The sequence below is a fragment of the Candidatus Hydrogenedentota bacterium genome (genome assembly GCA_013359265.1).
Taxonomy (GTDB): domain Bacteria; phylum Hydrogenedentota; class Hydrogenedentia; order Hydrogenedentales; family SLHB01; genus JABWCD01.
Genome location: JABWCD010000048.1, coordinates 1 through 15,686 on the forward strand (window position 1 = coordinate 1; position 15,686 = coordinate 15,686).

Sequence of the window (15,686 nt, forward strand, 5' to 3'; positions counted from 1 at the left end):
CCGAAGTCGCTTCGACGTAGGCGGGGCTACCCTGGGTACCAACCACCCGCATTAGGGAATGTACCCTGAAGGGGTTTCGGCATTAATGTTAGAGGCTCTTAGACTACTCTAATTCGGCCGTTCCTTGGTCACCAGCCAGCCTTCATCGAAGGTCACGTGCTTGATGCTGAATCGGCGGTACGTGTAGGTAAGGTGGACCATGCCGTCCGACGATTGAACGATGCATGGATACGAAAACTCGCCCCAGTCCTGTTCAATGACTTTCATCTCGCCCCAAGTCTGCCCGTCGTCCGTGGACTGGATGACGTTAAACGGCGTGCGGTCCCATTCGCCGGTGTCGTTATACGCGAGCAACACACGCCCGCTTTTCAGTTTGGTCATTGCGATACCGGAGTCCGGGCACTTCAGATCGGTGTCGCGCGGCGTCGTCCACGTGACGCCGCCGTCGCTGGACACGCTCTGTTTGATACGCGGATGGCCGCGCATCAGGCTCAACAACTCGCCGTTGTCGCGCTGAATAACGGTGGGCTGCTCGCCGCCCGGCATGAGGCCGACGCGTTTCCAGTTGCGCATGTCGGACTCAAGCACAAGAAGAAAGCCGGCGTACACACTGTCCACGTGGCCACTCGTGGGTAATACGAAGCGGCCGTCCTTCATGGTGAACGGCGCGTTGCGCGGGAGCCACGCAAAGCTGTTGGGCATTTCTTCGTCGGCAGTCCAAGTACGGCCATTGTCGTTCGACGTGCGCACCATGAGTCGGCACTGCGACCAACCGGAACCGCGGCGCGTGGGCCGGCTGCCTTCCATGCGGCCCCAAATGATCCACACTCGTTTGTCGGGCCCGGTGAAGACCACGGCGTTGCCCGGCGGCGCTTCGGGGTTCCAGACAATGCGCTCAGGCGCGGTCCAGATACGCTGACCCTTCGGAAGCCGCGCGAGATACAATGCCTGATCGTCCGACGATTCGTAGCTGCCCGCATACCACAGGCAGAGCATGTCGCCGTTGGGCGCTTCCGCAATCGTCGAACAGTGGTGGACCGCTACGTTTGGAATTCTCGTGAAGATGAGTTCCGACGAGAACGAGATAGTACCGTACGGGTCGGGGATGTCGCGCTGTGGTCCGGGCTTGTCGATGGGCGTGCCGGCGACAGGCGTGGTTGTCGTCTTTACAGTCTCGTTGGAGAGAAGCGCAACGATCGCGGGCTGCAGACCGTCTGTCTCGTTCCCTACCGCGCCGTGATATACGAGAGTCCCCTTGCCGTCGATGAGGAAGAATTCCGGCGTAACCGTTGCGCCGAACTGTTTGGCAGCGCGGCGCGTGGGATCGCGGTAGATTGGAAAACGGCAACCCTTGTTTTGCGTGAACGTGCGCAGTTCGTCGCCGGACTCCGCCGGATTGGACGAAATACCAACAAAGAGTACTTCGTTTTGCCGGTATTCCTCGTGCAATGCGTTAAAGGTATCGTAGGCTGTGGCGGTCGCATCGCAGCGGGCGGACAGGAACACGACGACGGTACCGCGCCTGTCGGCGTAGTTGTCCATTGTGCGCGGATACCCGTCGAGCGATTCGAACGACACCGGTCCCACGGCATCGCCGATGGACAGCGCCATCGCGCATACCGACGTACTGCAAGCGACAACAAGTGCGAGATACTTCGTCATGATACTTTCCTTCCCGAACCGCATTGATGGGCGCAGGCCGCAAATTCCGGGCCGCGCGGGGATTGTATCTGTCCATGCGCTGCTTTTGCTATCGTGGTTGCGGGCGCGCGACGAACGGGAGTCACCTCATGTCACGTAGATCGATTTCGCGACGAGAATTTGTGGGCAGGTCCGCGGCGGGTTTGACCGCAATGTCCGCCGCCGTCCCCACAGTGCGGCCGCAGGGACGGGCGCCCATCGCATCGAGGGGCGAGAAGTTGATGGCGGCGTCGCGCAACGCGCAACTTAACGAAATCACGACGATTGGCGTGGCAGGTCAGCAGAAAGTTGTCGATCCCTACAACGAACTTGAGGTCGATTTTGTCGTGACCGCGCCGGACGGTTCGCGGCGCTCGTTGCCCGCCTATCACACTTGGAACAACGTGTGGTATTGCCGGTTCGCGGGGTGGCAGTTGGGAGAGTACGTCATCGAGTCGAAATGCAGCGAGCCCGATGACAAGGGGCTGCACGGGCAAAAATTCACGGTCAACGTCACGCCGTACACGGGGCAGAACGCATTGCTGCGCGCGGGGCGGTTGCGTGTCGCCGCTGCCAAATCGCACCTCGAACACGCGGACGGCTCGCCCTTCCTGTGGGTCGGCGATACGTGGTGGATGGGGCTGTGCCGCCGGCTGACCGACGAGGGGTTTGACACGCTGCTGAAGGACCGCGTCGAGAAAGGGTTCTCGCTCGTCCAGTTGGTCGTGGGCCCCTATCCGGACATGGACGCGTGGGACGAGCGCGGCATGAACGCGCAGGGCTTCCCGTTTCAGGAGGAGTTCAAGCGCGCAAACGTCGGCTATCAGGACGCGGCCGAGCAACGCATTTATGCGATCGCGGAGGCCGGCTTGGTTCCCTGCATCGTGGGAATGTGGGGATACTACCTGCCGATTATCGGCCTCGAAAACGTGAAGCGGTACTGGCGGTCGCTTGTCGCGCGATACGCCGCATTGCCCGTCGTGTGGTGCATGTGCGGCGAGGGTACGATGCCCTATTACCTCTCCGAAGACCGGGAAAAGGATGCGGCGGCGCAGAAGGCCGGGTGGACGGACGTTATGCGGTACGTGCGCGGCATCGACGCGTACAGGAACCCCATCACGATCCATCCGACGCAGTTCGGTCACGAACAGGTCGACCAGCCGTCACTGATGGATGTCGACATGTTGCAGACCGGTCACAGCGACCTCGAGTCCGTGCCGAATGTCATCAAGTCAGTGCGTGCCGCCGTCGCCCATGAGCCGAAGATGCCGGTGGTGAACGGCGAAGGAAACTTCGAGGGCATTATGGGCCGGTGCTGGCAGAACATCGTGCGGCTGACGTTCTACCACTCGATGCTCAACGGCGCGGCGGGATTCACGTACGGCGCGAACGGTATCTGGCAGGTGAACGAGAAAGACAGGCCGTATGGCCCGTCGCCGCACGGGCGAGCATGGGGCAACACACCGTGGGAAGAGGCGATGAGTCTCCCAGGATCGCTCCAGGTCGGCCTCGGTGGGAAATTCTTCGCGCGCTTCCCATGGTGGGAATTGCAGCGGCAACCGAGTTGGTACGACCAACCAAAGGACGAATTCGGCGCGTACGGCTTGGTCGTCGCCGGAATCCCACGTAAGTTGCGCATCGCATACGTGCCGATGTGCTGGACCCCGCCAACGATCAAAGCGATCGAATCGGACGTGGCTTACTCGGCGTGGTATTTCGACCCGGTCACGGGAAACGAAATCGCATTGGGCCCGGTGACGCCGGACGCTGACGGCAAATGGACGCCGCCGTTCCCCCCGGAAGTGCACGATTGGATCGTCGTAATGCAGGCGTGATCGGCCGCACCGTCTCTTACGACGCCCTTTTGCGGCGCGCTTCAACCGAACGCACTTCAATATCGACCTTTAGCTTTTTCCGCAACGCGTCAAAGATCGCCGCCAGATTATCCATGCGCGGATTCCCATTGGCCGACAGCATGCGATGGATACTCTTGCTCGGGTTCCCGATAGTGGATGCCAATGTTTCGAAGCCGGTTGTTGCGTTTATAAGATCGCGGAGAATAGCGCGAGCAACCCCAGGTTCGCCGTTTAGAAACAATGACGCCGCTTCGTCCAGCATTGTCCTGGCAAATGCCGGATCGTCATGAAGCAGTTCCTTGACAGATTCATGAAAGTCTCGCGTGAGTGCCACGCGGTTTGCCTTATGTTTGTGCATTTGGATTACTGCCCGCCTTCTCTTCGGGTTTTGTATTCGTCATAAAGCTTCCCGGCTCGCTCGATATCCGTTTGCTGCCGAGCCTTGGTACCTCCACCGAACAGGACTATCAAGTCATTCCCCTCCATCGCGAAATACACCCTGGCCCCCAATTAATGCGCAATTCATAAACCGAACCTACGCGTTTGATGTTGGACGTGTTTCCGTCTTCGAGCCGATAGAGGGCCGTTAGTACCTTTGACCTTGCTTGTCGATCGAGCTTTTCGATCCAAGACTTGTATGGAACCGAACCATCGGAGCGAGCGTAGCCGATGAGATGAAACATCACGAAGCGATAGTAACGTATACGTTACTATCGCGTCAAGTCCCGCTATCTACGCGTTGCTGGCGATACCCAGGTTCTCGGCGATCCGGCGGAAGAAGCTGGGGCGGGCGTTTGCGTCTTGTGGGCGTTGTTGGAGGAGGCGGGCGGCAATGTCCTGCACGCATCGGGTCGCGGGCGCGCCGGGGAAGCGAAGCGTGAACGGTTGCGACTGCATGACAGCCTGCTGCACGTGGGGATCGCGTGGGACGTGACCCATGTAGGTGAGGCTGCGGCCGAGGAACTGCTGGGCGACGTGACCAATTTTTTGCGCGACCGCTTTCCCCTGTTGTTCGTTCAGGGCCTGATTGATGATTAGACGAAAGACCGCGTCGTCGCGTTGCTGGAATATAGTCTTGATCATCGCGTAAGCATCGACGATCGACGACGGCTCCGGCGTCGTTACGAGCATGACTTCGTCCGCGGCGGCAGCAAAGGCGACTGCATTTTGTCCGATGCCCGCCATCGTATCGATAATGATGAAATCCGAAGACTGCTGAAGTTCTTCCAGTCCGTTCAAGACGTTTTGGCGCGCGTTCGGTCCGAGATCGGCGAAGCGCGAGATGCCCGAACTGCCCGGCACGACGCGAATGCCGCCGGGCCCGGTCGCCAGGATATCGAGCATCCGTTTCTCGCCGGTGACGACGTGTTGCAGGTTGTACAGCGAATTGAGACCAAGCAGCACTTCGACATTTGCGAGACCGAGGTCCGCGTCGAGCACGGTGACGCTTGCGCCGCGTTGCGCGAGCGCGATCGCAAGATTGACGCTCGTGTTTGTCTTGCCGACGCCGCCCTTGCCGCTCGTCACCGCAAGCACGCGCCCCGCGCCCTGGTTCCGCCGCACAAAATCGCGCAAGTGGTTTGCCTGTGTCGCCACGTTCCTGCTCACTTTCCCGCCGGGTTCGTTGCCGCACCGCCGGACAGCAATTGTGCCACGACGCCGGGCTGCGCCAAAACCAAATCGTCGGGCACGTTCTGGCCCGTGCTGAAATAGCTCAAGGGAAGGCCGCTCTCCAGCGCCAGGCTGTAAAAGTGGCCGTAGCGGCGTGTCTCGTCAAGCTTGGTGAAGAACAGTGCCGTTGGCTTCACCAGCGAGAAATTCTCGACTATGCAGCGCGCGTCTTCGAACGGCGTGCTTGCGCCGAGCACAAGGATGGTTTCATGCGGATTGGCCGCGGCGAGCATATCCCGCAGTTCGCGTAACTGCCCCTTGTTGAACTGGCTGCCGCCTGCCGTGTCGATGAGCACAAGGTCGCAATCGCGCGTCGAATCCAGCGCGCGCTGCATTTCCCGCGCGTCGTTCGCGACATAGAGCGGAATGCCGATAATGTTCGCGTACACGCGCAGTTGCTCCGGCGCGGCGACGCGGTAGGTGTCCGCTGTTATCAGTCCCACGCGCGCCCGGTGCGTGACGGCGTACGTTGCCGCGAGCTTGGCGAGGTTCGTCGTCTTGCCGACGCCTGTCGCGCCCGCGAGCGCAATGCGTTTGCACGTTCCGGCCGTCAACCCAATTCCGCCGGTGACGCGCACGGTCTTACGCATTTCAATATCGAGACGCTGCTGAAACACGCGCGGGTCGCGGAGAAGATCGACGTCGCACTCGCGGACAACGGCGGACATCAATCCCGCGGCGATCTTGCGTGTCACGCCGACGTCGAGAAGGCGCTTGTAGTGCGGCGCGCACTCCATTGGCACCGCCGCGCCGGGAGTTTCGGCGACGAGCACCTGCACCAACTCCCGCAGTTCGCGCAGTTCCTTGTGCAGCGAATCGCCCGGCGCAGCCTGCGGTAACGTGCGCTTGAAGGGCACCACCGCGCTCGATTCGACCTTCGGCGCTGCCTGCGCGCGCCGCTGCGCCACGCGCTGTTGCGCGTCGCTGACTATCTTTTGGAAGTATGCGACCGAGTTCGCCACGTTTTCGTCCGATGCAACGCGCATGGTGCGCGCCGTTTCCGCATACTGGCGTGCCGCGGCGGGGGCCGGCTGCGTCGCGGGCCGCGGCGCAGCGGACGCCGTCACCTCGATGGCCTTCTTGCCGAAAAATCCCAACAGTCCCTCCCCTCGTACTTGGGTCGTTCGCAACACAATTGCGTCGTCCCCTAATTTCTCGCGCATGCGATGATACGCCTCGTTCAACGAGGTGCCGCGAAAACGGTGGAATTCCTGCGCCATGCTACGTGGTCACCTGTCCGTCGCTTTCCAACCGGATCGCGGGGTCGATTTCGTTGTACGAGAGCACGACAAGCTTCGGCATGTGGCGCTCGACGATGCGGCGGAAGTAACGCCGCACCTGAGCGGATGTCAGCACGACCGGCTCCTGCCCCGACAATACCAGCGGCTGCACGGCCTGCACCGTTGCCTTCGCGATTTCCTCCGCGCGCTTCGGATCGATGGGCACGTATTCGCCCGCGTCCGCCTGACGGATCGCATCGAGTAATTCGCGCTCCAGTTCCGGCGCAAGCGTCACCACGCGCAGTTGACCTTCCTCATCAGCGTACGACGCGCAGATTTGCCGCGCCAGCGCATGACGCGCATACTCGGTGAGCACTTCGGTGTCGCGCGTGCGCGGCGCATAATCGGCCAATGTCTGCAGAATGATTTCGAGATTGCGGATCGAGACGCGCTCGCGCAGGAGGGCCTGCAGCACCTTCTGCACCTCGCCTACATTGAGCGCATTCGGCACCAACTCTTCGACAACCGTCTTTGCGCTTTGTTTGACGTGATCGATCAGGTTCTGCGTGTCCTGCCGGCTCAGGATTTCCGGCGCGTACATCATGAGCAATTCGGTGAGGTGCGTCGCCAGCACCGCGCTCGGTTCGACAATCGTGTACCCGAGGCGTTCGGCGCGATCGCGCTGCGCCTGCGACACCCAGATCGCGCTCAATCCGAACGCTGGCTCCTTTGTCGGCAGCCCGTCGATCTCCTCTTCCACGAGGCCCGTGTTCATCGCGAGATAGAAATCCGGAATGAGTTCGTAGCGCGCGATCTCGCTTTCGCGCAGTTTCACGCGATATTCGTTCGGGCGCAGCCGCATGTTGTCAACAATGCGGACGACCGGGACGATGAACCCCATCTTTGTCGCCATCTGTTGCCGGATGATCTGAACGCGCTGCAACAGATCGCCGCCTTGTTTCCCGTCGGCAAGCCCAATGAGGCCGTAGCCGAGTTCGATCTTGAGCGTATCGACGTTGAGCAGGTCCTCGGTTTTCGTGGGTTCCGCTTTTGTTTCGCCCTCTTTCTTGGCGCGGTCCCGCGCGTCGGCCTCTTCCTTATCGCGCTGCAGCGCTTGGCCGGATTGAATGGCAGCGGCGCCCAGCGCGGCGGCGACGAGCAGGAACGGAATCGTCGGCATGCCGGGAACGATCCCGAAGAGCGCAAGGAGCGCGGCGCTCAAACCAAGCGCGCGCGGATACCGCATGAGTTGTCGGGACAGGTCCGCGCCGAGATTGTCATCCGACGCCGTGCGCGTAACCAGCATGCCCGCACCGGTGGCGACGATGAGCGCCGGGATTTGCGACACGAGGCCGTCACCAATGGTCAGCCGCGTGTACACCTGCAACGCGTCCATAACGGACATGCCGTGCATCACGATACCGATGATGAATCCGCCGATGATGTTGACAATGGTAATAATGAGACCCGCAATGGCGTCGCCGCGCACGAACTTCGTCGCGCCGTCCATGGCCCCGTAAAAGTCCGCTTCGCGCTCGATGCCGCGGCGGCGCGCGCGCGCCTGTTCCTCGGTGATAAGGCCGGCGTTCAGGTCGGCGTCCACACCCATTTGTTTGCCGGGCATCGCGTCCAACGTGAAGCGCGCGGCCACTTCGGAAATGCGCGTCGCGCCGCGCGTAATCACCACGAACTGAATGACAACGAGGATCGCGAAAATGACCGCGCCGACGATATAGCTGCCGCTGGTGACGAACCCGCCGAACGCATCGATGACCGCGCCGGCGTTCGCCTGTGCAAGAACAAGGCGCGTCGAGGCGACATTTAGGCTCAACCGGAATAACGTCAGCATCAACAACAATGACGGAAAGACGGCGAATTCAACGGGCTGCCGCAAGTAGATAGTCGCCATGAGCACCACAACCGACAGCGAGATATTGACCGTCAACAGAATGTCGAGCAACCACGTCGGGATCGGAATAACGAGGACAAGCAGAATTGCGACAACGCACATCGCAAGCGCGATGTCCTGGTTGCCCAGGCCATTTGCGCGCTGCCCCGTGATTTCGTTCGGTACTGCTGCCATGTCTATCCGCTGTTATCAGGTGCCGAGCGGCATCGCATTGAATGCGGCGCGCTCGCGAATCTTCTCTTCGCGTTTGTCGATCTTGTACACGAAGGCGAGTACCTCCGCGACGGTCTTGAACAGGTTCTCGGGTACCGCCTGTCCAACTTCGATGCTTTTGAACAGCGCCCGCGCCAGATCCGGCTTCTCGACGATCGGCACGTCGTGTTCCTCGGCAATCTCGCGGATGCGCTTGGCGAGCAGCCGCGCGCCTTTCGCGACGACGATAGGCGCCTGCATGTTCGCCACGTCGTAGCGCAGTGCAACCGCGAATCGAATCGGGTTGGTGATGATTACGTCCGCCTTCGGCACCTCCGCCATCATGCGTTTCATCGCCATTTGCCGTTGAATCTGGCGGATGCGCTGTTTAATGCGCGGATCGCCCTCGAATTGACGTGCCTCTTCCTTCGCCTCCTGCGTCGTCATCATCAGGTCGCGGCCGTACTGCCAGCGTTGAAACCCAAAATCGAGAATCCCGAGGATGAGCATCGCAATGACGATCCGCAGCCACACCGACAATACGAGTTTGCTGACGGCAATACCCGCGCCAAGCGGCGTCAGGTAGGCCGCGGCAACGACTTCGTCCCAGCGGTCGCGCAACGCCCAATAGACGACCGCGCTGACTACGGCAAGCTTTACGATAGCCTTAATCAGTTCCACCGCCGAGCGCGCGGAGAAGAATTTCTTGAAGCCGGAAATCGGATTCAGGCGGTTCAGCTTCGGCACGATCGACTTCGGCGCAAACAAAAAGCCAACCTGAATGAAATTCATGGCCAGCCCGGAAAGCAGGAGCAGCACGACAAGCGGCCACGCTGCCTTGGTCGTCAACCACAACGTGCCGATCGAAAAGTTGGGGAAGTTCGCCGCGGTGATGTCCATGCGCGAGATGTTGGAGAAGTAGTAGTGCGTCGCCTCCAATAACGCCTTCATCGCACCCGGACCCAAATACCAGATTCCCCCAAGCGCCACGAGCAGCGAAAATGCCGCGCTCAGGTCCTGGCTCTTCGCAATGTTCCCCTCTTCGCGCGCCTTCTGAATCTTGTGCTGCGACGCCGGTAATGTCTTTTCGCCGCCGGTTTCTTCCGCCATGCTACGCGAGTCCTCGGATCAAGGAACCAACGTCCCTGAACATGCGGTAGAACATGCCATCGAGCAGTTGCAGGTACACGGACAACGACAACGCCACGATTAGCAGCCCCATCGCGATGGTGATTGGAAACCCGATGACAAACAGGTGAATCTGCGGAATCAGCCGGCCCAGCAGGCCCATGGTCATGTACGCGAGCATCAGCGCGCCCGCCACGGGCGCGGCAATGAGGAATCCATCGATAAACATCACCCGGCCCCAGGTGCTGACCTCGAAGAGCAATTCCGGTTTGGCGACGAACCCGCCCAGCGGAATCCCGCTATACGTCGATGCCAGCGCGCGGATCATCATGGCGTGTCCGTCGGTGACGAGCAGGTACAAGGCCGCAATGAGGAACAGGAAAAAGCCGAAGATCGGCACCTGGGTTTCCATCGCGGGATTGAAGATGTTCATCAGGCCGAAACCGGTCTGCATGTCGAGCACCTGACCACCGACCTGTATCGCGGCGAACGCAATCGTCATCACGAAGCCGATCATCAGCCCTATCATCAGTTCGCCCGCCGCCATCGAGGCGAGCGCGAACGCATCATCGGGGAGCGGCTGATCGAGCGCGGGAACGGTGGGCGTAATCAAAAGGGCGGTCAGCCCGGACAGTCCGATCTTCGCGATGACCGGAATGTTGTTCGAGCCAAGCACCGGCGCGGCCACGATGAGACCCGTGAACCGGACCAGTACGAGCAGAAAGACTTTGAATACTTCGATTTCGAACATGCGCGGACGGAACACGCAGTGTCCCAAACTCCCTTCGAGTTTGTTGGGCGACGCTCGGCGGCCGAGCAAACTCCCTATGGGTCAGTAGATCAGGCCCGTGAACCCCCCAAACATCGGTTTGGCATAGGTCAACATCACCGCGATCATCCAGGGCAAAAACAGGACGAACGCCACCATGACCACCAGGATTTTGGGTACAAAGGTGAGCGTAATCTCCTGAATCTGCGTGACGGACTGGAAGACGCTGATGATCAGGCCGATCAACATGCCGGATACGAGCATCGGGGCGGACAGAAGAAGGGTGACCAGCAGAGCGTTACGGCCCAGTTCGAGAATGGTGTCCGCGTTCACGGCGGTAAGCCTTCCGGCGCACGGCGTGCGCTATGTCTTTTCACCCCTTAGGCTTAAGCGAGCATCGAAACCGATACTCAACCCATAGATGCTCAAGCCTGCTAACGCGCAAGATACCACAATATATTGATGGTGTCAACTGTATTGATGACAATTGGTGGGGTTTGTCACGGGGCTAGCACCAACCACTTGTGGTGTTGTGGATTGACAAAAAGGGAAAAATTCGCGCCGATCGGCGCTACTTCACGGTCGGATGGCTGCGGCGGAGGGCGGACGCAGCGAGGATCGCCAACACAGCGATTGCCATCGGAAGGCCGCCCGCCCAGTTCGACGGCGCGGGCACGGCGGGCGGCGCCAGATAGCCGAGTTGGACAAGGCCACCGTAGTTGGCGTCGAACGTCACGCATGAGACGCCGTCCACATCAGCGACGCTCAGCGACCCAGGGACGACCCACCCGTCAACAAACGGGGCCGGGCACCAACCTGCGCCGGCAACGTACAGATGAGGCGCCATCTCGCCCGGCTCGACGCCGTCCGGCACGGGAATGGCCACGCGCTGCGGCGACGCAAACGGAAGCGCGGGGGAGACCGCGTAGCGCGGCCCCATTGACGCAACGAAATCGGGCACGCCGGGCGCAACTGCCTGCACAACAACAATCTCGTCCGCCGACTTTGCGTTGGTGGACTCCGGAGCGACGTCGAGCGGTCCGTCACAGGCGAACGTGTGCGTCGCATCGACGGTTTCGCCGTTCGAGTTCCTGGCCGACACGCGTATCGTAATCGATACGTCGGCGGCGAGCGGCGACGAAAGCGTCACAATTGCCCAACCCTCGGCGTTCGAGTCTGCGGCCGGCCGCCATTCTATCGAGTCGATCGCGATCGATTCGGAATCGACGGAACCATCGATCGATTCGGGGAGGATGTCGCTGCCGCCCGATAGCCGCAGCGCGAACTGCGTCGTCGTTTCGTCGACGCTTGCGGGCAGGGCATCCGGCGTTACGCCAGCCTTCGCGGCGTCGCCGGACTTGCCGCGCCAACCGCTCTCCGCCGCGGTATATGCGCTTTGGCCGCAGATGTTCTGCGCGCGCACCCAATAGTAATACTCGGTGTACCGGAGCGATTGCCCGGTGGTGCCGCCGCATCCACCGCCGCCGGTCGACACAAAGCTCGGGCCCTGCGCACTGAAGTCGGAATAGAACGGCAGCACCGTCACCGCGATGACCGTCCCGGTACCGGGGTCGTTTATCGTGCTGCGCAAAATGGTGTAGGACTGCGCGCCGAACACCGGCAGCCACGACAACTGAATGTGATCGCCGAATATACCGTCCGTTGCGACGAAGCTCGTCGGCGCGGCGGGCTCGAAACACTGCAGGACGTCGATCTCGCCGTTGTCGAATTCCGTCCGAATGGGCTCGGCGTTGGGACCCGTCGCGGAATAGTTCAAGCCTATAAGATCGAACTCGTCGTTGGGCTGCGCATCATCGTCAATTGCGAACGTGATCGAGAGAATGATTCCCGACGCGATGCGAAGGTCGTTCAGTCCGAAAATCAAGAACGAGATGCGGCCCGGCTCCGGAAAGTCCCACGACACGTCCTTGCCCGCGAGCGTCACGACCGCGCCGGGATACGCATCCACGAAGGTCAGGTTGTTCGTATCATACTCGAGCCAAAAGGCGATAGCGCTCGGCCGGGGGTCGGCTTCCATCCGTACGTTTACGGTCACTTGCCCGCCGGCAAACCCGCCCGCGTCTTCGACCTCGAGCTCGACCTTGCCCTCGGCGGCAGCGGTCAGGCCAAAAAGAAAGCACGCGCAGGCCGCAAAAACGCACGCCCGCGCCGCATGGCGGTTCCTGACTTCCCGCGCCATTCCTACTGAACTCCTCACTTCAGGCCCCGCACCCGCGCAAACCACCGCTCGATACTACATTATAGCTACAACCCTACGGCCCTGTCATTACCGCGCCGATAGCGTGGTCCACCATACAGCGCCACTTCCTTCGCACGCTGCGTTGCATCCTTTTTCGCCGAAGTTTCGGTAGAAAGGCCACTTCTGACGCGCGATCGCTCACCCAAGTCCCCGCACTTTGTCCGCGCGCAGGCGGTTAAGCTCCCACCCCCTCATGGGGGTGCATTTTTCCTTCTTTGGCGAATCAAGGGGGGCGGGGGGGCAGAATCGTCGTAAGTCCTTATTTCATGGTGACCGCGTGCTTGGCGCCCCCCGGGCAACGTAGGTTGGACTGGGCGCAGCGTGGAGACAAGAGAATGGACACGGGATTACGAATTCATCCTTCCGAATTCCCGGCGGCCGCGCCATTCCATGGGTCTTTTCGCGATGATCTGCCCGGCGAGCGAGAGCGCGAACCAGACGCGAAGCGCGCCGGAGATGGGGTGCAGCCAGGGTACCAAGGGGTGGAATTGCGCGATGCGGTCGACACCCTTGTATTCGCGCGCCTCGTCGACGTACACGACGATTCCGGCCGCGGCAAGCAAGGCCGGGACGAGGTCGAAGCGTCCTGCGAGTAGCTGCGGGAGGACGCCGGCGACTATCATGGGCAGCGCCATCAATGTTGTGCTGAGACGCAGGGCCATCATCGCGAGCGGGAGTTGAACCTGGTTGCCAAAGAAGATGCGCGTCTTGCGCAACGTGTTTTTCTTGACCTGCCGGTATCCCTCGTAGAACCGGACCCGCATCAAATCCGGCGTCCACGCGAACCCAACGCGGCCGCCGGCATGCTTCACGGCGGCGGCGAGCAGCGTGTCCTCGGGATGCCACTGGCCCAGCGCCTTATGGCCGCCGCACGCCCGATAGCTGGAGTACTTCACGAGCATGAACGCGCCAATGCCGATTGGAAATGAGCGAGGATCGTTCAGGCGCTCGCAGTCGGCGCCTTCAACGATTCCTTTCCACCCTGTCGGGAGCAGGAACTGCTCGGCCCAGGTCTTCGCGATTAATCGAGGCATGCAGGTGAGGAAATCCAGCCGGTCGCGTTCGGCCAGCGCGACGGCGTGCTGAAGCATCTCGGGCTCGAACACTACGTCGGCGTCGGCGAACAGCAGATAGCCGCAATTGTCGAGACGATGTGGGGGACCGCCTTCGGGACTCGGACCCGCGGCATCGTAGTCGCCGGTGCGTTCGAGTTGAAGGACGGCCTGCCAAAGTGCGTTGGACTTTCCAAACCAGCCGTCAACAATTGGCGGATCGTGCAGGACGTGTACGTTCGGATAGTCACGCTGGACGCCGTCGAGAATACGGGGCGTCCGATCGGTCGAGTGATCGTTCACGAACCAAACGTCGAGGTTCGGGTAACGCAGCGCGGCGACGGAGCGCGCGGCTACTTCGACGTTGTCCTCTTCGTCGCGCGCGGGGACCAACACCGCGACCTTGGGCCACTCCTTCGGCGGGTCCAGGGCCGCTGCGCGCGACAGGCACGGCAACCCGGCCATGTTGCGGTGAAACGCGCTGCGCCGCGAGCGTCGTTTCCACACCAGCACGGCGACATACACCCACACGACCGATACCGTCACGCCATTTGGATGGATGCACGCAATCGTCAACACGACGAAGATCGACCACCACAGCACGACCGCCGCCCAACTCGCCACCGGCCGCAGGCCACGCGCCAACGCGCCGATATCGACGGGACAAACGTCGTGTTCGCAGTCGCCCGCGGGGTATAAAGGCGCGTCAGTCGTCACGGATCGGCCGTGCAAAGCGCCGGCGCTACAACGTCATGGTTCCGTTAAAGGGCGGTTTCTTGTTGCCCTTGAGCGCCTTGAGCAGCGAGGCCGCGAGCTGGGGCTGCTTACTCTTACCGATCGGCCGAATATGTTTCATCTCGCACCTACCTCACTTTCTCGCGCCGTTACTCACCTGACGATCGACCAGTTTACAGAGGGTTACTCTACTTCATTACACGGGCGAGGACAATCGGATTGCCACGAATCCGTGCCCTGGCCTCTCCGATCCTGAATTGATTACTGCGCGCCGCCCAAACCTCCTGTGGGTCCTTGTCGAGCTCGTTTTGTGGGCACAGCACCACATCATGTCCTCCTTATCCCGACGGGATTACAGCGCGCAGCCCAGGGTTGACCCGCCGAAGTCGCTTCGACGAAGGCGGGTCTACCCTGGGAAGCCAAGCGCCCCACCCCATCCTCTTCAACCCTGAAGGGGTTGCAGAATCAATCCCACACATACCGTTCGTCCCACTCGATTCCGTGCTTGCGCAAGAACCGCCGAAACTCATCCTGAAACGTTTGCTTGCGATGATGCGCATCTTGGTTTGCGATGTACCGCTCCACACTTCCAATATTCGAATAACTCACCGAAAACGCCCCGTATCCCGCCTGCCATTGGAATTTGCGGACGCTTGCGTCGGCCTCCTTCACCCACGCGCTCGATGCGCGTTTCATTTCCTTGATCCAATCCGCCACACACTCCGTGCGCGCGACTCGCGCGAGGATGTGCACATGGTCTTCCACACCGCCGACAATGATCGGCGCGCACCCCAATTTGCCCGACACGCCGCCGACGTATTCGCACATTCGCCCGCGTACCCCGGCGTCCCGGAGAAATGGGTAACGCTCCTTCGTCGACCACGTCGCGTGAATGAAAATGGCGGAATGCGATTGCGGCATAAATATCTCCTCACGGCGCTCCAGCGACCTACACCAAAGAATCGCATCGCGCGCGCACGGCTTCAACCCCTACAGGGTTGAGGAGAGAGATGTAGAGCGCACGGATACCCAGGGTAGACCCGTCTTCGCCGAAGCGGCTCCGGCGGGTCTACCCTGGGCTGCGCGCTGTAATCCCGTTGGGATAAAAGGGCCAAGGGGCGTCGTGAGAAATCACGACGAGGCGATGCTGGCGATGGTTCTTGGATGTTGCCCTGCAATCCCTTCGCGATAAGAGGCCATGATGTGGCGCTGTG

The 15,686-nt window shown here is 61.0% G+C and carries 12 protein-coding genes; 1 reads left to right on the forward strand and 11 read right to left on the reverse strand.

Annotated elements, in window-relative coordinates; translation table 11 throughout:
* Positions 1 to 108: 108 nt before the first annotated feature.
* Entirely contained in the window at positions 109 to 1,662 is a 1,554-nt protein-coding gene (locus HUU46_25185) for an exo-alpha-sialidase (GenBank protein NUM56937.1), read from the reverse strand.
* 128 nt (positions 1,663 to 1,790) lie between these two features.
* Here HUU46_25185 and HUU46_25190 point away from each other — a divergent pair, with 128 nt between their 5' ends.
* A complete protein-coding gene (locus tag HUU46_25190) occupies positions 1,791 to 3,515 on the forward strand; it encodes a DUF4038 domain-containing protein (protein ID NUM56938.1) in 1,725 nt (574 codons plus the stop codon).
* A gap of 16 nt (positions 3,516 to 3,531) precedes the next feature.
* Here the strand turns inward: HUU46_25190 and HUU46_25195 are convergent, their stop codons facing one another.
* From HUU46_25195 to HUU46_25240, 10 genes are all read right to left on the reverse strand, one after another.
* Positions 3,532 to 3,870 carry a transcriptional regulator gene (locus tag HUU46_25195; GenBank protein NUM56939.1) on the reverse strand — a complete coding sequence of 113 codons (339 nt, stop codon included), beginning with the start codon at positions 3,868 to 3,870 and terminating at the stop codon, positions 3,532 to 3,534.
* Between the two features lie 398 nt (positions 3,871 to 4,268).
* Complete coding sequence (locus HUU46_25200) at positions 4,269 to 5,144, reverse strand: MinD/ParA family protein (protein ID NUM56940.1); 876 nt, start codon at positions 5,142 to 5,144, stop codon at positions 4,269 to 4,271.
* Positions 5,141 to 6,427, reverse strand: coding sequence for a flagellar biosynthesis protein FlhF (flhF, locus tag HUU46_25205; GenBank protein ID NUM56941.1), 1,287 nt, complete (start codon positions 6,425 to 6,427; stop codon positions 5,141 to 5,143). The genes HUU46_25200 and flhF overlap by 4 nt, the downstream gene beginning before the upstream one ends.
* 1 nt (position 6,428) lies before the next feature.
* On the reverse strand, positions 6,429 to 8,510 hold the full coding sequence (gene flhA / locus HUU46_25210; protein ID NUM56942.1) for a flagellar biosynthesis protein FlhA: 2,082 nt from the start codon (positions 8,508 to 8,510) through the stop codon (positions 6,429 to 6,431).
* Positions 8,511 to 8,525: 15 nt separating this feature from the next.
* Positions 8,526 to 9,638 (reverse strand): flagellar biosynthesis protein FlhB, encoded by a 1,113-nt coding sequence (gene flhB / locus HUU46_25215; GenBank protein NUM56943.1) that lies wholly within the window; start codon positions 9,636 to 9,638, stop codon positions 8,526 to 8,528.
* 1 nt (position 9,639) lies between these two features.
* The gene (gene fliR, locus HUU46_25220) at positions 9,640 to 10,422 is read right to left on the reverse strand and encodes a flagellar biosynthetic protein FliR (protein NUM56944.1); all 783 of its coding nucleotides are present in this window, start codon (positions 10,420 to 10,422) and stop codon (positions 9,640 to 9,642) included.
* A 66-nt stretch (positions 10,423 to 10,488) separates the two neighbouring features.
* Positions 10,489 to 10,758: a flagellar biosynthesis protein FliQ gene (gene fliQ / locus HUU46_25225; GenBank protein NUM56945.1), complete on the reverse strand. Its 270-nt coding sequence runs from the start codon at positions 10,756 to 10,758 to the stop codon at positions 10,489 to 10,491.
* A 238-nt stretch (positions 10,759 to 10,996) separates the two neighbouring features.
* Positions 10,997 to 12,625 carry a hypothetical protein gene (locus HUU46_25230; GenBank protein NUM56946.1) on the reverse strand — a complete coding sequence of 543 codons (1,629 nt, stop codon included), beginning with the start codon at positions 12,623 to 12,625 and terminating at the stop codon, positions 10,997 to 10,999.
* A 407-nt stretch (positions 12,626 to 13,032) separates the two neighbouring features.
* Positions 13,033 to 14,454: a glycosyltransferase gene (locus HUU46_25235; GenBank protein NUM56947.1), complete on the reverse strand. Its 1,422-nt coding sequence runs from the start codon at positions 14,452 to 14,454 to the stop codon at positions 13,033 to 13,035.
* Between the two features lie 483 nt (positions 14,455 to 14,937).
* Entirely contained in the window at positions 14,938 to 15,393 is a 456-nt protein-coding gene (locus tag HUU46_25240) for a transposase (protein ID NUM56948.1), read from the reverse strand.
* Between the last annotated feature and the right edge of the window lie 293 nt (positions 15,394 to 15,686).